15 protein-coding genes are annotated in these 16,632 nt (G+C 67.2%); 9 read left to right on the forward strand and 6 right to left on the reverse strand.

Going from position 1 to position 16,632, the window contains the following annotated elements; genetic code table 11:
- Positions 1-51: 51 nt before the first annotated feature.
- From ACZ5BH_RS07015 to ACZ5BH_RS07030, 4 genes are all read right to left on the reverse strand, one after another.
- Positions 52-981, reverse strand: a complete 930-nt coding sequence (locus tag ACZ5BH_RS07015) for a thiamine pyrophosphate-dependent enzyme (RefSeq protein ID WP_464888544.1) — start codon at positions 979-981, stop codon at positions 52-54.
- A 3-nt stretch (positions 982-984) separates the two neighbouring features.
- A complete protein-coding gene (locus ACZ5BH_RS07020) occupies positions 985-2,823 on the reverse strand; it encodes a 2-oxoacid:acceptor oxidoreductase subunit alpha (RefSeq protein WP_464888545.1) in 1,839 nt (612 codons plus the stop codon).
- 139 nt (positions 2,824-2,962) lie between these two features.
- A complete protein-coding gene (locus ACZ5BH_RS07025; RefSeq protein WP_464888546.1) occupies positions 2,963-4,486 on the reverse strand; it encodes a YifB family Mg chelatase-like AAA ATPase in 1,524 nt (507 codons plus the stop codon).
- 132 nt (positions 4,487-4,618) lie between these two features.
- Positions 4,619-4,891 carry an accessory factor UbiK family protein gene (locus ACZ5BH_RS07030; protein ID WP_464888547.1) on the reverse strand — a complete coding sequence of 91 codons (273 nt, stop codon included), beginning with the start codon at positions 4,889-4,891 and terminating at the stop codon, positions 4,619-4,621.
- 187 nt (positions 4,892-5,078) lie between these two features.
- Here ACZ5BH_RS07030 and ACZ5BH_RS07035 point away from each other — a divergent pair, with 187 nt between their 5' ends.
- From ACZ5BH_RS07035 to ACZ5BH_RS07065, 7 genes are all read left to right on the forward strand, one after another.
- Positions 5,079-5,750, forward strand: a complete 672-nt coding sequence (locus ACZ5BH_RS07035; protein WP_464888548.1) for a TorF family putative porin — start codon at positions 5,079-5,081, stop codon at positions 5,748-5,750.
- 233 nt (positions 5,751-5,983) lie between these two features.
- Complete coding sequence (locus ACZ5BH_RS07040; protein WP_464888549.1) at positions 5,984-6,664, forward strand: TorF family putative porin; 681 nt, start codon at positions 5,984-5,986, stop codon at positions 6,662-6,664.
- 72 nt (positions 6,665-6,736) lie between these two features.
- Positions 6,737-7,075, forward strand: a complete 339-nt coding sequence (gene glnK / locus ACZ5BH_RS07045) for a P-II family nitrogen regulator (RefSeq protein WP_464888550.1) — start codon at positions 6,737-6,739, stop codon at positions 7,073-7,075.
- Positions 7,076-7,113: 38 nt separating this feature from the next.
- A complete protein-coding gene (locus ACZ5BH_RS07050; RefSeq protein WP_464891205.1) occupies positions 7,114-8,391 on the forward strand; it encodes an ammonium transporter in 1,278 nt (425 codons plus the stop codon).
- A gap of 96 nt (positions 8,392-8,487) precedes the next feature.
- On the forward strand, positions 8,488-9,087 hold the full coding sequence (locus ACZ5BH_RS07055) for an ABC transporter ATP-binding protein (protein WP_464888551.1): 600 nt from the start codon (positions 8,488-8,490) through the stop codon (positions 9,085-9,087).
- Positions 9,088-9,122: 35 nt separating this feature from the next.
- The gene (locus ACZ5BH_RS07060) at positions 9,123-9,917 is read left to right on the forward strand and encodes an ABC transporter permease (RefSeq protein WP_464888552.1); all 795 of its coding nucleotides are present in this window, start codon (positions 9,123-9,125) and stop codon (positions 9,915-9,917) included.
- A gap of 181 nt (positions 9,918-10,098) precedes the next feature.
- A complete protein-coding gene (locus ACZ5BH_RS07065; RefSeq protein WP_464891200.1) occupies positions 10,099-11,127 on the forward strand; it encodes an IS110 family RNA-guided transposase in 1,029 nt (342 codons plus the stop codon).
- Between the two features lie 413 nt (positions 11,128-11,540).
- Here ACZ5BH_RS07065 and speE read toward each other — a convergent pair whose 3' ends face one another.
- Complete coding sequence (gene speE, locus ACZ5BH_RS07070) at positions 11,541-12,404, reverse strand: polyamine aminopropyltransferase (protein ID WP_464888553.1); 864 nt, start codon at positions 12,402-12,404, stop codon at positions 11,541-11,543.
- Between the two features lie 121 nt (positions 12,405-12,525).
- Between speE and speA the strand changes: the two genes are divergently transcribed.
- Together speA and ACZ5BH_RS07080 are read left to right on the forward strand one after the other, a co-directional pair.
- The gene (gene speA / locus ACZ5BH_RS07075) at positions 12,526-14,436 is read left to right on the forward strand and encodes a biosynthetic arginine decarboxylase (protein WP_464888554.1); all 1,911 of its coding nucleotides are present in this window, start codon (positions 12,526-12,528) and stop codon (positions 14,434-14,436) included.
- A gap of 4 nt (positions 14,437-14,440) precedes the next feature.
- Positions 14,441-14,716 carry a cupin domain-containing protein gene (locus ACZ5BH_RS07080; protein ID WP_464888555.1) on the forward strand — a complete coding sequence of 92 codons (276 nt, stop codon included), beginning with the start codon at positions 14,441-14,443 and terminating at the stop codon, positions 14,714-14,716.
- A 265-nt stretch (positions 14,717-14,981) separates the two neighbouring features.
- On the opposite strand, the gene ACZ5BH_RS07085 is transcribed toward ACZ5BH_RS07080, so the two are convergent.
- Positions 14,982-16,568 carry an alkaline phosphatase gene (locus ACZ5BH_RS07085; RefSeq protein ID WP_464888556.1) on the reverse strand — a complete coding sequence of 529 codons (1,587 nt, stop codon included), beginning with the start codon at positions 16,566-16,568 and terminating at the stop codon, positions 14,982-14,984.
- Positions 16,569-16,632 lie beyond the last annotated feature (64 nt).

Here is a 16,632-nt window from a genome sequence, read left to right on the forward strand (position 1 = left end):
CCTGATGTGGCCGCTTGGGGGACATGACAGGCTTCTCCGCGTGGCCTTCGACTATACCGCGAAGCTGTCCAGCAGGGTATCGATCCGCGCCAGGGGATGGCCTTCGGCATCGGCGACGGGGGTGGTGGCCGGCGCCGATGCCGGCCAGGCCGGTTGCCGGCGGTGCAGGGCCGCGGCGAAGGGCGCGGTGGCCGTGTCCTCCAGGAACACGCCGGTGGCGATCCGCTCGCCGCGCTCTGCGGCCAGGCGGCGCACGGCGGCGAAGAGGGCCTCGCGGCGGGCGGGATCGTCCGTGGCCAGGCGTGGATCGTGATCGGTGAGGGGTTGCACGCGCGGCGCGAACCACGCCTTGTCGTGATCGGGATGGTAGTGGGGGCAGGGCTGCAGGATCTCGAGGAAGGCCAGTCCGGGGTGACGGATGGCCCGGCTGATGAGTTCGCTCAGCTCGCTCACGGCGTAGGCGTAACCCCGCCCGATCCAGGTATAGCCGGCATCCAGCGCCAGGGCGATGGGATCGAGGGCCCGCTGGGGGTTGGGGGCGGCCATGCCGCGGGTCTGCGCCCCTTCCGGCAGGGTGGGCGCGGCCTGGCCCTTGGTCAGGCCGTAGACCTCGTTGTTGTAGAACAGGTAGGTGAGATCCAGGTTGCGCCGGCCGGCGTTGACGAAGTGCCCCGCGCCGATGGAGAGCCCGTCGCCGTCGCCGCCGGCGGCGATCACGGTCAGCGCCGGGTTGGCCAGCTTGGCCCCGGTGGCGAAGGGCAGCACCCGGCCGTGCAGGGTGTGGATGCCGTTGGCGGCGAGATAGTAGGGCGTCTTGCCCGAGCAGCCGATGCCACCGAAGACCATCACCTCCTGCGGACGCAGGCCGAGGCCGCTCAGGGCCTTCTCCAGGGCCCGCAGGATGCCGAAGTCGCCGCAACCCCGGCACCAGTCGGGGGTCTCGGGGGCGGCGAAGTTCGCGTGGGGGTCGGTTTGCGTCATGTCTCACTCCAGCGGGTTGCGCAACACCATGCGCGGCTCGCCCCGGCCGTCGCGGATGGCTTCGAGCACCGGCAGCAGCGCCTCGGCGGAGATGGGCCGGCCGCTGTACTTTAGCACCCGGTGAGCCGCGCGCCGGCCGGTGCGGGCCGCGAGCAGTTCGGCGAGCTGGCCGCTGTAGTTGTTTTCCACCACCACCAGCACGGCATCATCGGGCAGGCGCGCTTCCAGCTCCGCGGCCGGGAAGGGCCACAGCAGGCGGATCTGAATCACCCGCAGATCGGGCAGGAAGTGCAGCGCCTCGCGCAGCGCGCCGGTGGTCGAGCCCCAGGTGAGCGCCACCAGCCGGGCCTGGGGATCGCCGAATTCGGCCAGCTTGTCCGCGACGGGGATCGCCCGCGCGGCGGTCTCGAGCTTGCGGGCGCGCTTTTCCATCATCCGTTCGCGGATCACCGGGTCCTCGCTCACCCGGCCGTCCTCGCCGTGCTCCACGCCGGTGCTCCAGAAGGGCGCACCGGGCCCGTCCGGCAGGGGGCGGGGCGAGATGCCGTCGGCGGTGAAGGCGAAACGGGGCCGGGGATGGGCTTCCGGCCCGGGCCGCAGACCGCGGTCGATGACGTGCCGGCCGGGATCGAAACGGGGCACGGTCTGCAGGCAGCCGGTCAGCGCCCGATCCAGCAGGTGCAGCACGGGGAGCTGGAAGCGCTCGGCATAGTCGAAGGCGCGCAGGGCGTCGTGGAAGGCGTCGTTCACGTCGCCCGAGGCGAGCACCAGGCGCGGGAACTCGCCGTGCCCGGCGTGGATGGCGAACAGCAGATCCCCCTGATCGGTGCGGGTGGGCAGGCCGGTGGAAGGGCCGCCGCGCTGGTAGTGGGTGATCACCAGCGGCACCTCGTTCATCCCCGCCCAGCCGAGGCCTTCGGTCATCAGCGACAGCCCGGGGCCCGAGGTGGCGGTGGCGCAGCGGGCGCCGGTGAGCGCTGCGCCGGCGGCCATGCCCACTGCCGCCAGCTCGTCTTCCACCTGCAGCACGAGCGGCCCGCCGCGGCCGCCCCCGCGTTGCGGCACCTGCCCATGGGCCTCGAGAAACGCGCTCTCGTCGGAAGCCGGGCTGATGGGGTAGTAGGTCTGAAAGCCCAGCCCGCCGGCCAGCTTGCCCAGGGCCACCGCCTCATGGCCGCCGAGCAGCAGCCGTGGTCGGGGCGTTTCCGCCGCCGGCAGCGGCCCGGCCGCAGCGGGACGGGCGGCCTGGCCGGCCTCCCAGCCCAGCCGGGCGGCGTCCTGGTTGAGCGCGATCGCCGCCGGCTTGCCGGCGAAGGTCCGCGCCACCGCCCACAGCAGATCCGCCAGCGGCAGATCCAGCCAGCCGGCCGAGACGGCCACCCCCAGGGTATTGACGGCCCGGGCCACCGCCTTGCGGCCGCCATGCTCGGTGGCCAGTTGCGCCAGCCACTCGGCGTAGGGCAGTGCCAGGCAATGCACGTCCCGGCGGCAGGCCAGTTCCAGCAGGCCGTCGGTGGTCGGCGGCAGGCCAGCGGCGTCCAGCCGGGTCGTCAGGTCGTCCCGCAGGCGCGGGTCGAGAAAGCGCAGGGCAGAGAGTGCCACGCCGGGTTCGTCCGCATGCAGCAGGAGCCCCCCGGGAGCCACTGCGAGGGCATGGCGGGCCACGGTCTCGGCCTCGAAGCTCACCAGCAGATCGGGGGTTTCCCGGTGCGAGAACACCGGCCGCGCGGCCACGCTCACGTCGAAATAGCTGTGCCGGCCGACGATGTTGGAATGGTATTCCCGGCGGCTGTAAATCTCCTGGCCGCCCCGGGCGCAGGCTCGCGCGAAGAGCAAGGCCATGCGCAGCACCCCGCTGCCCTGCGGGCCGCCGATGCGCCAGGCGAAAGGGACTTGTGCCGGCGCGTTCATCTCCGGAAGGAAGGCGGGATGACCATGGCGCCGAGCATATCATGGCTTTCGATATGTCTCGCCGGGGTGTTCAGCAGGCGATCCGGGCCGTGGGCCGCCGATCCAGCCGCCGGTAGCCGATGGCCTCGCCCACATGGGCCGGCCGGATCGTGTCGTCCCCGGCCAGATCGGCGATGGTGCGGGCCAGGCGCAGCACCCGGTGGCCGGCGCGGGCCGACAGGCCCAGCCGTTCGACGGCCTGCGCAAGCAGGGCTGCGCCGGCGGCATCCAGCCGGCAGACGGCGTCGAGTTCCGCGCCATGCAGGCGGGCGTTGGGCCGGCCCTGGCGGGCCTGCTGGCGTTCGCGGGCGCGGCAGACCCGCGCGCGCACGCTGGCGCTGGTTTCGCCGGTGGGGGCGGATTCGCTGCGCAGTTCGGTGAAGGGCAGGCTGGGCACTTCCACGTGCATGTCGATCCGATCCAGCAGCGGTCCCGAGATCCGCTGCCGGTAGCGTTGCACCTGATCGGGGGTGCAGTGGCAGCGGCCGCCCGGATCGCCGTGGTAGCCGCAGGGGCAGGGATTCATGGCCGCCACGAGCTGGAAGCGGGCGGGAAACTCGGCCTGGCGCGCCGCGCGGGTGATGTGGATCCGTCCCGATTCCAGCGGCTCGCGCAGCACTTCCAGCACGTGGCGGCTGAATTCGGGAAGTTCGTCGAGGAACAGGATGCCGTTGTGGGCCAGCGAGATCTCGCCGGGCCGCGGATCCCCGCCGCCGCCGACCAGCGCCACGCCGGAGGCCGTGTGATGGGGCTGGCGCAGGGGGCGCTGGCGCCACTGGCGCGGATCGAATCCGCCACTGGCAATCGAGTGGATGGCGGCGGTCTCCAGCGCCTCGGCCTCGCTCATGGGGGGCAGGATCCCCGGCAGGCGGGAGGCCAGCATGGTCTTGCCGGTGCCGGGCGGGCCGATCAGCAGCAGGCTGTGGCCGCCGGCGGCAGCGATCTCCAGGGCCCGGCGGGCCAGGGGCTGGCCGCGCACGTCGGCCAGATCCGGCACCGCTTCCGCTTCGGGAAGGGAAGGCGCGGCATGTCTCGGCAGTTCGCGCTCGCCATTGATGTGAGCGCACACTTCAAGAAGATGGCCTGCCGGCCGGATGTCTGCCTCGCCCACCAGCGCGGCCTCGTCGGCGTTCTGACGGGGCACGATCAGGGTTCGGCCCTCGCGCGCCGCCGCCAGCGCCGCGGGCAACACGCCGCTGACGGGACGCAGCTCGCCCGAGAGGGCCAGCTCGCCGAGGAACTCGCAGCCGCCGAGCGCCTCGCGGCGCAACTGATCCGAGGCCGCCAGCAACCCCATGGCCACCGGCAGATCGAAACGCCCGCCTTCCTTGGGCAGGTCGGCCGGCGCCAGGTTGATGGTGATGCGCCGGGCGGGAAATTCGAAGTTGGCATTCTGCAGGGCGGCCCGGACCCGATCCTTGCTCTCCTTCACCGCCGTCTCCGGCAGCCCGACGATGGACAGGGCCGGCAGGCCGTTGGCCAGATGGGTCTCCACCGAGACCAGGGGGGCGTCGATCCCGGTGCGGGCGCGGCTGTAGACGAGGGCGAGGGTCATGGGCGGAATCCTTTCCAGCAAGAAGGTAGCCGAGGGACGAGGGCCGCGTGGCGGGGCGGATCGGTCCTTCGTTCCGGTGGGGATTATTTTGCGCTGCCCGGGGCGCGGCTGCAACCGGCAGGCCGCACGGGGTTACACCGAGGGCCGCGCCTTGCCCAGGATTTCGTTTTCGAGTTTCAGCACCTGCTCTTCCAGCGCCTCCAGGCGGGCGCGGGTGCGGGCCAGGACTTCGCGCTGAATGTCGAATTCCTCACGGGTGACCAGATCCAGGCGGCTGAAAGCGTTGTGCAGAGCGGCGCGCAGGTGGCGATCGGCCTCGCCGCGCAGCTCGCGCAGGCCCTCGGGCAGGGCCGAGATGACCCGCGAGACCAGCTCGTCGATGTCGGGGATGCGCTTGTCGTTCATGGGGAGGATGATACGCCCTGGGGGCGGGGTCTGGCCAGATGCAGTTGTCCGGCGCGCGAATTCGAGGATTTGTGATGCCGGTGCAGCCTGTCCTTTAATATGGAATGCTATGTTTTCCGGGTCTTCAACAGCCTGTTAACGGCGCCCGTCTTCCGGTGGCGCCATCCAACCAGAAAAGGGGAGAAAAATGCAGAAAAAATCATGGCTGGCCACGAGCTTCCTGGTCGGGGGGCTGCTTCTGGGGCTGCCGGCAACGGCGGCTGAACAAACCGGCGAGCTGACGGCCAATCTCGGCGTCACCTCCAACTATGTCTGGCGGGGCATTACCCTCTCGGCGGATCAGGCCGCCGTGCAGGGGGGGCTGGACTATCAGCTGAACAATGGGTTCTACCTCGGCACCTGGCTGTCCAATGCCGCCGGTGACGGCTACGAGCAGGACTGGTATGGGGGCTTCGGTTTTCGCACCGACGAGGTGATCTGGGACGTGGGCTACATCCTCTACACCTATCCGGTGGTCAGCGGCCGGACGTTCGGCGAAGCCTACGCCAATCTCACCTGGCGGATGCTCAACGGCGGCATCGCCCTGACCCTCAACGCCGACAACGATCGCAACAACCGGGCCGACAGTGGAGACGTGTTCCTGTATCTCGGTGCCACCTGGAACGTCAGCGGCCTGGAACTGGGCGGCACCATCGGCAATCACAGCCGGGGCCGCAGCGGTTTCGACAGTTACAGCTACCTGGAGCTGTTCCTGCGCAAGGAGAAATTCGGTTTCCGGTTCGCCAAGAACTCGCTCAGCGGAGACCAGGGGGATTACCGCTTCTGGCTCGACTACCGGCTGGACTTCAATCTTCTCTGACACGCCGCAACCCGCAGCGAAAAAACCCGCCGCACGGCGGGTTTTTTTGTGAGCGGCTGCACCGTTTTGGTGCTGCCCGTTCCATTTTTGTGCGTTATTTCGGTGCATGTGGCAGAGGGGGGGTTGCAAGTTGATGTTTTTTAACGAGATCCCGTCTTGGCACGGCCCATGCAATACCTGAAACGTCTCAAGACCTGACACAACATTCAACCTGCAACACAACGGGGAACATCATGAAAGCAAAAACGATCATCGGGGGGGCCGTCCTGGCTGCATCCGTTCTGACCGGCCCGGCCGTGGCCGGTTCCTTCTCCGCCAACATCGGCGTGAGCAGCAACTACATCTTCCGCGGCGTGACCCAGACCGCCGATCAAGCGGCCGTTTCGGGTGGAGTGGACTACGAGCACGATTCCGGCTTCTATGCCGGTACCTGGATTTCGAATGTAACCGGTTATGGAGGTAGAACGACATCCAACACGACGAACTACGAGCAGGACTGGTATGCCGGTTACGGTTTCGAGGCCGGTCCCGTGGGGCTGGATGTGGGTTACATCCTCTTCACCTATCCGGTCGGTGATGGTGAGCATGACTATGGCGAGATCTACGTGAATGCCAGCTGGGAATGGCTGAGTGGCGGTATCAACTACACCGTGAACAAGGAAGGTAATCCCGACAAGAAGAACGACATTTACCTTTTTGTTTCGGGTGAAACGGAAATCGGTAACGGCTTGGCTCTAAGTGGTACGGTTGGGCGTTACGACTATGATGACGACACGAACAACGAAGACTATACCCATTTCCAATTGGCAGTGAGCAAGGACGATTTCACCTTTGCCATCGACAAGAATGATCTCGATGGTGCCAGCGGCAGCACTCGCTTCAGCGTGTCCTGGTCCAAGTCGTTCGATCTGTAAGCCCCTGCGGGCTGAACCGGCCCGCCGCCGGCGAGCGGCGGGCTTCTTCCAAACCATTCAGGAGGACTGGCCATGAAAATGGTTATGGCAATCATCAAGCCCTTCAAGCTCGATGACGTGCGCGAGGCCCTGTCGGAGATCGGCGTGCAGGGCATCACCGTCACCGAGGTCAAGGGTTTCGGCCGGCAGAAGGGCCACACCGAGCTGTATCGCGGCGCCGAGTACGTCGTGGACTTCCTGCCCAAGGTGAAAATCGAGGCCGTGGTCAGCGACGATCTGGCCGAGCAGGTCATCGAGGCGGTGAGCAAGGCCGCCAACACCGGCAAGATCGGCGACGGCAAGATTTTCGTGTTCAACGTCGAGCAGGCCGTGCGGATTCGTACCGGCGAGACCGGCGAAGAAGCCCTGTAACGACGGGCCCAACTGCGGAGGAAAACAACGTGGAAGCGATAGAAGGCGTCAAGAACCTCAGTTACGCACTCGATACATTCTATTTTCTCATCACCGGCGCGCTGGTCATGTGGATGGCGGCCGGCTTCGCCATGCTCGAGGCCGGGCTGGTGCGGGCCAAGAACACGGCGGAGATCCTGACCAAGAACATCGTGCTGTTCGCCATCGCCTGCATCATGTACATGGTGGTGGGTTACAACATCATGTACGGCGACGGCGCAAGCCCCTACATTCCCGGCCTGAGCTTCTTCCTGGGCGGGGATCATGATCCGGCGGCCGTGCTCCAGCAAAGCGCCGATCCTGAAGCTTGGTATGACGGCAACTACTACTCGGTCATGGCCGACTTCTTCTTCCAGATGGTGTTCGTGGCCACCGCCATGTCCATCGTCTCGGGCGCCGTGGCCGAGCGCATGAAGCTGTGGGCCTTCCTGCTGTTCGCCATCGTCATGACCGGCTTCATCTATCCGGTACAGGGCTACTGGAAGTGGGGCGGCGGTTTCCTCGATGCGGCCGGCTTCAACGACTTCGCCGGTTCCGGCGTGGTGCACCTGTGCGGCGCCGCCGCGGCCCTGGCCGGGGTGCTGCTGCTGGGCCCGCGCAAGGGCAAGTACGGTCCGAACGGCGAGGTCAAGCCGATCCCCGGCGCCAACCTGCCCCTGGCCACCATCGGCACCTTCATCCTCTGGCTGGGCTGGTTCGGCTTCAACGGCGGTTCCGAGCTGATCCTCTCCAACGTGGGTGAGGCCAATGCCGTGGCCAAGGTGTTCGTCAACACCAACATGGCCGCTGCCGGCGGCGTGGTGGCCGCGCTCATCACCGCCCGCATGCTGTTCGGCAAGGCCGATCTGACCATGGCCCTCAACGGCGCCCTGGCGGGCCTGGTGGCCATCACCGCCGAGCCGCTGGCGCCCTCGCCCGAGGCGTCCACCCTGGTCGGCGTGGTGGGCGGCATCCTGGTGGTGTTCTCCATCATCACCCTGGACAAGCTGAAGATCGACGATCCGGTCGGCGCCATCTCCGTCCACGGCGTGGTTGGCATGTGGGGGCTCCTGGCCGTGGCCATCACCAATGCCGAGGCCAGCTTCGGCGCCCAGTTGCTGGGGCTGGTGGTGATCTTCGTCTGGACCTTCGTCACCAGCATCATCGTCTGGGGCATCATCAAGGCCGTGATGGGGATCCGCGTCTCGGAAGAGGAAGAGTTCGAGGGCGTGGACATCGGCGAGTGTGGCCTGGAAGCCTATCCCGAGTTCACCGGACCCAAGGGTTCCGGCCTCTGAGTCGCACCCCTTCAGGGAGGAACGAAAACGGGCGCCTTCGGGCGCCCGTTTTCGTTCGGCTCGGTATAATGCCCCATCGCCACCGGAATCCGCGCCTTGCCCGTTCTCGCCACCGATGCCATTCGTGCCCTGCACCTGCAGCCGATGACCTTCACGGTCGGCCCGGCCGAGTGCGTGTGCCTGAGCGGCCCTTCCGGGGCGGGCAAGACCATCCTCCTGCGGGCCATCGCCGATCTCATTCCCCACGCGGGCGATGCGCGGCTGGACGATCGCTGGTGCAGCCGCATGAAGCCGACCGAATGGCGCCGCCAGGTGGGCTTTCTGCCGGCCGAGAGTTTCTGGTGGTCGGACCGGGTGGGCGATCACTTCGCCGATCCGGCCGCGGTCGATTTTGCGGCGCTCGGCTTCGGGGCCGACGTGCTCGATTGGGAGATCGGCCGCCTCTCCACCGGCGAGCGCCAGCGCCTGGCCCTGTTGCGCCTGCTGGCCAACCGTCCCCGCGCCCTGCTGCTGGACGAGCCCACCGCCAGCCTGGACCCGGACAACGTGGCGCGGGTCGAGACCCTGCTCGCCGCGTATCGCGAGGCCCACCACGCGCCGCTGCTGTGGGTCAGCCACGATGCCGCCCAGCGCGCCCGCCTCGCCCACCGGGTGCTGCACCTCGATGGCGGCCGGCTGGTGGAGGCGGCGGCATGAGTGTCGGGACCGGTGGAAGGGATACGGCGGTCTCCATGATCATCCATCTGAGCGCGCTGGACCTGGTGCTGGCCGCGGCGCTGGTGCTGGCGCTGGCCGGGCTGTCGGTGTGGGCGCGGCTGGACGTGGCCCCACGGTTGCTGATTGCGGCGTTGCGCACCACCGTGCAACTGCTGCTGGTGGGGCTGGTGCTGGAAGCCCTGTTCGCCAACGCCCGCCTGCCCTGGATCGCGCTGATGGCCTTCGTCATGCTGGCGGTGGCGGGGCGCGAGGTGATGGCCAGGCAGAAACGGCGTTTCGGGGGCGGGTGGGGCTATGCGCTGGGCACCCTCTCCATGTTCGTCTCCGCCTTCACCACCACCCTGTTCGCGCTGTTGGTGATCATCGGCAACCAGCCCTGGTACGAGCCCCAGTACGCCATTCCGCTTTTGGGCATGCTGCTCGGCAACACCATGAACGGCGTGGCCCTGGCGCTGGATCGGCTCACCACCGGCGCCTGGCAGCAGCGTGGCGTGATCGAGGCCCACCTGACCCTCGGCCATGACTGGCGCACCGCCATCGGCGAACTCACCCGCGAGAGCGCCCGGGTGGGCATGATCCCCATCATCAACGCCATGGCCGCCGCCGGCATCGTCTCCCTGCCGGGGATGATGACCGGCCAGATCCTCTCGGGCACCTCGCCCATCGAGGCGGTGAAGTATCAGATCCTGATCATGTTCCTGATCAGCGCCGGCACCGGTTTCGCCACCCTCCTGGCCAGCTGGATCGGCGCCCGCCGCCTGTTCGACGAACGCTGGCGGCTGCGGCTGGATCGGCTTCGATCGGGGTGAAACATCCAACGCAAAGGCGCGAAGGCGCAAAGGGCGCAAAGAGATGTTTGCAAGGTTCGCCGCAGGTATTCACAGGCAGTCCGTAGGGCGATGAGATGGTCTCCTCCCCCCCTTAAAAACGGCGTCACGATGCGCCAAGATGGAAGCACTTCACCATCCATCGAAGAAGGAGGAGGAGACCATGAGCAAGATTACGACGGTTGGACTGGATTTGGCAAAGCACGTGTTTCACGTGGTGTGCTGCGACGAGCGGGGCAAGGTGGTGCGCAAGCGGATGCTGAGGCGAGGGCAGGTGCTGGCGTATTTTGCGAACCTGGAGCCGGTCCTGGTGGGGATGGAAGCCTGCGCGAGCGCCCACTACTGGGCGCGGGAGCTGCAGGCACTGGGCCACGAGGTGAAGCTGATTCCGCCGCAGTACGTGAAGCCGTTTGTGCGGGGGAACAAGCACGATTACAACGACGCGCTGGCGATAGCCGAAGCGGTGGTGCGGCCGGAAATGCGGTTTGTGTCGGTGAAGACACCGGAGCAGCAGGACATCCAGGCGCTGCACCGTCTGCGCGAGCGCTGTCTTGCGGACCGCACGGCGCTGGTCAACCAGATACGGGGTCTGCTGGGGGAATACGGGATTGTTCTGCCCAAGGGGGTGAATACGCTGCGGCGTCGCCTGCCGGAGGTGCTGTCGGAGGCGGAGAATGGCCTGAGCGAGTGGTTTCGGCAGCTGTTGTGGGAGAGTTACCGGCGGTTTCAGGAGCTGGACGCGCACATTGCGTTTTACACCCGGGAACTGGAAGGCTACAGCCGCCGGAACGAGGCGGTGAAGCGGCTGCGGGCGATCCCGGGTTACGGGCCGGTGGTGGCGCCGGTTTTCTACAGCCAGATCGGCGACGGCCGGGCCTGGCGGCGGGGACGGGATGTGTCCGCATCCCTGGGTCTGGTGCCCCGCCAACACAGTAGCGGAGGGAAGGAACGGCTGCAGGGGATCAGCAAGCGGGGAGACGGCTATCTGCGCAGTCTGCTGGTGCATGGAGCGCGGTCGGTGGTGAAGGCGGCGGCGGGGAAGGATGACCGGCTCAGCCGCTGGATCAACCGGATCCGGGCGGAGCGCGGCTACAACAAGGCGGTGGTGGCGCTGGCCAACAAGATGGCCCGGATGGGGTGGGCGGTATTGAGGAACAAGACGGAATACCGGGCGGATTACCGCCCGGTCTGAAGGCGGGCAGGGCCCGCGAGGAACGATTTGGAGAGTTAGCCTGCCGACGATTGCGAAGACGCTGTGGCGAGCGATGACAAACAGGTCAGACCGGCGTATCGAAAACCTGCTTGAGCCGTAGGCTGGGACAAGCCGCTAGGGCGATTAGGACGATACGCGCAGATCTCATCGAGGCCAGAGGCGCAAAAAGCCTCACAAACAGGCCGGATATACGAGCGCAATCCTGTCCCTGTCGAAGTTTGGTACAACGTCTTGCAAAACGGGAGGAGACCATATACGGCTCAAGCGTAGCGGAGCCGCCATCTCGGGATGACACGATTCTTGCCTGTTCCGCTGCGCTTGAGCCGGCCTGTCCTCTGCATTGTTCGCGGCTTGCGCCGCTCCTACAGGTTGTTCGTCTCGGCAGTCCTTTCCTACCTTTCCGCTAGCGACTCCCGCAGGTGCCGTTCCACGAACTCCGGCACGGCCAGGGCGGCTTCGTGGATGCGGTGGTTGTAGTAGCGGGTGGGGAAGGGCCGCGCTTCCACGTCGCGCACGCGAAAGGCAGTGAGATCGCCGTTGCCGGCGAGGGTGGCGCTCCACCAGCCGGAAGGGTAGACGGGCTGGGGGAAGTTGAGGATCTGGGTGCGGGCGAAGCCGGCGCGGCGCATCTTGCGGTGCATGTCGGTGAGCAGGTCGAGATGGTAGATGGGCGACTCGCTCTGCTGCACCAGCAGGCCGTTCTCGCCCAGGGCGCGGCGGCAGTGGCGGTAGAAGTCTTCGGTGAACAGCACTTCGCCGGGGCCGATGGGATCGGTGCTGTCGACGATGATCACGTCGAGGGAGTCTTCCGGGGCGTCGGCTACCCACTTGATGCCATCGGCGAAGTGCAGGCGGGCGCGGGGATCGTCGTTGGCCTCGCACAGTTCGGGAAAGTGGATCTCGGACAGGCGCGTCACGCGTTCGTCGATGTCCACCTGTTCCACGAGCGCCACGTCGGGATGGCGCAGCACCTCGCGCAGGGTGCCGCAGTCGCCGCCGCCGACGATCAGCACCCGCTTCGGCGCCGGGTGCGTGAACAGCACCGGATGGCTCATCATCTCGTGGTAGAGAAAGTTGTCGCGGCTCGAGAGCATGATGAAGCCGTCGATCACCATCAGGTTGCCGAAATCGGTGGTCTCGTAGATTTCGATCTTCTGGAACGGCGTCTGCTCCTCGTGCAGCTTGCCGCGGATCTTCAGCGAGAAGGCCGAGCCGGCCTCCTCGCACAGTTCGGTAAACCAGTTCTTGTCGAGCATGTTCCGCTGTCCTGTGGGGAAATCGGTTCGCTGGTGCGCCAAAGATACAGGATAGCGGGGGCGCAGGGAAAGGCGGCCGTTTTCTTGTATCTTTTGACGCGTATCCTGTATCTTGCCCGGCATGAACGAGGAGTGGAACATCGCGCAGGCCCGCCGGCTGTACAACATCGCCGGCTGGGGCGAGGGCTATTTCGACATCAACGCGGCCGGCCACGTGATCGTCCGTCCGCGCCGCGAGCAGGGCCCCGCCATCGATCTGCACGAGGTGGCCGGGCGACTTTCGGCCATGCACCTGAGCCTCCCGGTGCTGCTGCGTTTCACCGACATCCTGCACGACCGCATCGACACCCTCTGCGGCGCCTTCGACCGGGCCATGGCCGAGCAGGGATACGCCGGCGGTTACACGGCCGTCTATCCCGTCAAGGTCAACCAGCAGCACAGCGTGGTGCAGGAGATCGTGCGCCACGGCGGCGCGCGGCTCGGCCTCGAGGCCGGCAGCAAGCCGGAGCTGATGGCGGTGCTGGGCATCGCCCCGCCCGGCAGCCTGGTGGTCTGCAACGGCTACAAGGATCGCGAATATCTGCGCCTGGCGCTGATCGGCCAGACGCTCGGCCTGCGGGTGTTCATCGTCATCGAGAAGCGCTCCGAGGTCGAGCTGCTGCTGGAGGAGGCCGAGGCGCTGGGGATCCCGCCGCGCCTCGGTCTGCGGGTGCGTCTGGCGGCGGCCGGTTCGGGCAAGTGGCAGAACACGGGGGGCGAGAAGTCCAAGTTCGGCCTCAGCGCCGAGCAGGTGCTGGCGGTGGTGGCGCGCTTGCGCGAGGCCGGGCGGCTCGAGGCCCTGCAGATGCTGCACTTCCACCTGGGTTCGCAGCTCGTGAACATCCGTGACATCCAGCGCGGCATGCGCGAATGCGCGCGGGTCTATGCCGAGCTGCGGGCGCTGGGCGCGCCGGTCGAGGTGGTGGACGTGGGCGGCGGGCTCGGGGTCGACTACGAGGGCACCCGCTCGCGGCATCCCTGTTCCATGAACTACTCGGTGAACGGCTATGCCGAGAACATCGTGCGGGCCCTGAAGGAGGTCTGCGCCGATCGGGACCTGCCCCATCCCCACGTGGTCAGCGAGTCGGGGCGGGCGCTCACCGCCCATCATGCCGTGCTGGTGACCGACGTGATCGACGCCGAGCCGGTGGCCAGTGCGCCGGCGGTGTCGCCGCCGCCGGACGATGCCCCGCGGGTGCTGGCGGATCTGTGGGCCGAGTACCGGCGCCTGGAGCAGGTGGCCGGGCCGGCGCAGGCGGTGGAGATCTGGCACGACAGCCGCCACTGGATGCAGGAAGTGCAGGAACAGTTCCGCCACGGCCTGCTGTCGCTGGCCGAGCGGGCCAGCGCCGAGGCCCTGCACGTGGCCATCAGCCGGCGGGTACAGGCCCGTCTGCGGGACGCCCACCGGCGGGATGGCGACGTGCTCGCGGCCATAGACGAGAAGCTGGCCGACAAGTATTTCGTCAACTTTTCCCTGTTCCAGTCCATGCCCGACGTGTGGGCCATCGAGCAGATCTTTCCGGTGTTGCCCCTGCACCGCCTCGACGAGCCGCCGCGGCGCCGTGCGGTGCTCGAGGACATCACCTGCGATTCCGACGGGCGGATCGATGCCTACGTGGAAGGCGAGGGCCTGGAGGCCAGCCTGGCCGTACATCCCCTGCGCCCCGGCGAGCCCTATCTGCTGGGCTTCTTCCTGATCGGCGCCTATCAGGAGATCCTCGGCGACATCCACAACCTGTTCGGTGACACCGATTCGGTGCACGTGGTCCTGGACGGCGCAGGCGGCTGGCGCCTCGAGCAACCCCTGCAGGGCGACACCGTGGACGCGGTGCTGCGCTACGTGCACTTTCATCCCGAGACCCTGCGGGAGGCCTACCGCAGCCGCCTGGCGGACGCCGATTTGCCCGCCGACCGGCGCGAGGCCCTCCTGGCCGTGCTCGAGCAGGGACTGTATGGCTATACCTATCTTGAGAAACGCGATACGAGGTAACGCAATGGATCAGATCCTGGTGGAACACAACCCTTCCAGCGCCAAGCTGGAGGTGATGGGCGTCTACGACTGGCCCGTCTGGACCAAGGAGGTTTCGACCTTTCCCTGGACCTACGATCAGCAGGAGACCTGCTATCTGCTGGAGGGCGACGTCACGGTCACGCCCGAGGGCGGGGAGCCGGTGCGCTTCGGCGCGGGAGATCTGGTGATTTTTCCCAAGGGCATGCGCTGCACCTGGGAGATCCACGAAGCGGTGCGCAAGCATTACCAGTTCGGCTGAATCGCGCTTCACGTTCAATACGAAGGGGCATCATGCAGATCGGGCTTCAGCCCGAGATGCGATGGGGGAAAAGGCCTTGTCGGCCTGAAGGCCGACCAACTGGGGTCGCGGCTTGCGCCGCTCCTACAGGGGATGTTGCAGGGGCGCCGGCCCGGCGAAGTACACGGCCGCTAACAGCCTGCTAAAGAAAAACCCCGCCGGAGCGGGGTCAGGAAGTCGTGCGGCGTCCGTGCCGGCGGTTTTTCTTCGTGTCCGGTTTTGCCGTTCAGTCGTCGTCCCGCGCGTGGCGATGGCGTCGCTCATGCAGACGGCTGGCCCGGGCCATGACGTGATAGATGACGTTCTGCTCCAGCACGCCGCGCACCAGATGCGCGCCGGGGCCAGCGGCGTAGATGGCCACGTCTTCGGCGGCATGGGTTTCGGAACCGCGCGGCACCAGGGCTTCCTGGTGGAAGCCTTCGTCATGCGTGTCGATGGCGGAGAGATCCGCCACCCGGCCGGCGGCGATGGGCTGGCCATAGCGGGTGTCGCCGCCGCGCTCGAGCATGGCGTAGCCGCGGCCGTTGGCATAGCTCAGGGTGGTGTAGGGCATTCCGTCGGCGGCGCGCGCGTACTCGCCCCTGGGCTCGCCGCGGCTGTCGTTGCCCACCACCTTGCCGAGGATGGGATTGCCGCGGGTCGGATAGCCGGCGATGGTGAACACGTGGCTGTGATCGGCGGTGACGATGATCAGCGTCTCTTCCCGGTCCACCTTCGCCAGCGCGGTCTTCACCGCCTCGGCCAGCTCGATGGTATCGGTCAGGGCCCGGTAGGCGTTGCCGGCGTGGTGGCCGTGATCGATGCGGCCGGCCTCCACCATCAGGAAATAGCCCTTGCGGTTGCGCTGCAGGAGATCGATGGCCTTGCCGGTCATCTCGGCCAGGGAGGGCTCCCCGCCGCTGTCCTGTTCCCGATCGGCTTCATATTTCATGTGCGAGCGATCGAACAGGCCGAGCAGGTGGCGCACCTTGCGCGGATCGATGGCATCGAACTGCGCCTTGTTCCAGACGAAGGCGGCCTGATCAAAACGCTGTACCCATTCCACGGTCAGATTGCGGCCGTCGTCCCGCTCGCCGGTCTTGTCGGCCTCTTCCGGATCGGCCAGATCGCGCGGCCAGAAGCTGCGCCGGCCGCCACCCAGGGCCACTTCGATGCCGTCGCCGTAGGGAAACTCGATGAGCTGGCGGGCGATGTCCTTGCAGCCGTTGGCCCTGGCTTCCTCGGTCAGATCGTGGTCGTCTTCCCAGTTGCGCTCGGGCGTGTGGGCGTAGGTGGCCGCGGGCGTGGCATGGGTGAGCCGGGCGGTGGTGACCACCCCGGTGGCCTTGCCGGCCAGCTCGGCCTGCTCGAGAAAGGTGACCAGTTCCTTGCCGCGGCTGGAGGCGCAGTCACCGCGATACACGGTCTGATCCACGCTGATGACGCCGGCCTTGGTCTTCACGCCGGTCATCATGGCGGTCATGGTCCCGGCCGAATCGGGCGTCTGCTGGTTGGTGTTGTAGGTCTTGGCCAGGGCCGTGTAGGGCAGGGTCTCGAAGCTCAGCACGTTCTCCTCGCCGGTCTCGCCGCGCAACTGGCCTTCGAGGATGCGCGCCGCGGTCACGGTGCTGATTCCCATGCCGTCGCCGACGAACAGGATCACGTTCTTCGCCCGGCGATGCGCGGGCCGCAGGGCGGCGGCACGGGCCACGGTGGCCTGGCCGGACTGGTACCAGTAGGCGGGCGTTTCGGCTTCCCGTGCCTGGCCAACACCGCCCAGGCTCATGCCGCCGACGGCGGCAAGGGTGAGAATGGCGATTCTGGACTGTTTCATGAATTCCCCCTGAATGATCATGGTTTGTGGTTGAGGCAGGGCGAATGATGCCGGCCGGCGATGA

This window comes from Thioprofundum lithotrophicum, from assembly GCF_055387065.1.

Excerpts from the sequence above, each read along its gene's own strand:
- ACZ5BH_RS07015 (WP_464888544.1), bottom strand. The coding sequence starts at position 981 with ATGACGCAAACCGACCCCCACGCGAACTTCGCCGCCCCCGAGACCCCC.
- ACZ5BH_RS07020 (WP_464888545.1), bottom strand. The coding sequence starts at position 2,823 with ATGGCCTTGCTCTTCGCGCGAGCCTGCGCCCGGGGCGGCCAGGAGATT.
- ACZ5BH_RS07025 (WP_464888546.1), bottom strand. The coding sequence starts at position 4,486 with ATGACCCTCGCCCTCGTCTACAGCCGCGCCCGCACCGGGATCGACGCC.
- ACZ5BH_RS07030 (WP_464888547.1), bottom strand. The coding sequence starts at position 4,891 with ATGAACGACAAGCGCATCCCCGACATCGACGAGCTGGTCTCGCGGGTC.
- ACZ5BH_RS07035 (WP_464888548.1), top strand. The coding sequence starts at position 5,079 with ATGCAGAAAAAATCATGGCTGGCCACGAGCTTCCTGGTCGGGGGGCTG.
- ACZ5BH_RS07040 (WP_464888549.1), top strand. The coding sequence starts at position 5,984 with ATGAAAGCAAAAACGATCATCGGGGGGGCCGTCCTGGCTGCATCCGTT.
- glnK (WP_464888550.1), top strand. The coding sequence starts at position 6,737 with ATGAAAATGGTTATGGCAATCATCAAGCCCTTCAAGCTCGATGACGTG.
- ACZ5BH_RS07060 (WP_464888552.1), top strand. The coding sequence starts at position 9,123 with ATGATCATCCATCTGAGCGCGCTGGACCTGGTGCTGGCCGCGGCGCTG.
- ACZ5BH_RS07065 (WP_464891200.1), top strand. The coding sequence starts at position 10,099 with ATGAGCAAGATTACGACGGTTGGACTGGATTTGGCAAAGCACGTGTTT.
- speE (WP_464888553.1), bottom strand. The coding sequence starts at position 12,404 with ATGCTCGACAAGAACTGGTTTACCGAACTGTGCGAGGAGGCCGGCTCG.
- speA (WP_464888554.1), top strand. The coding sequence starts at position 12,526 with ATGAACGAGGAGTGGAACATCGCGCAGGCCCGCCGGCTGTACAACATC.
- ACZ5BH_RS07080 (WP_464888555.1), top strand. The coding sequence starts at position 14,441 with ATGGATCAGATCCTGGTGGAACACAACCCTTCCAGCGCCAAGCTGGAG.
- ACZ5BH_RS07085 (WP_464888556.1), bottom strand. The coding sequence starts at position 16,568 with ATGAAACAGTCCAGAATCGCCATTCTCACCCTTGCCGCCGTCGGCGGC.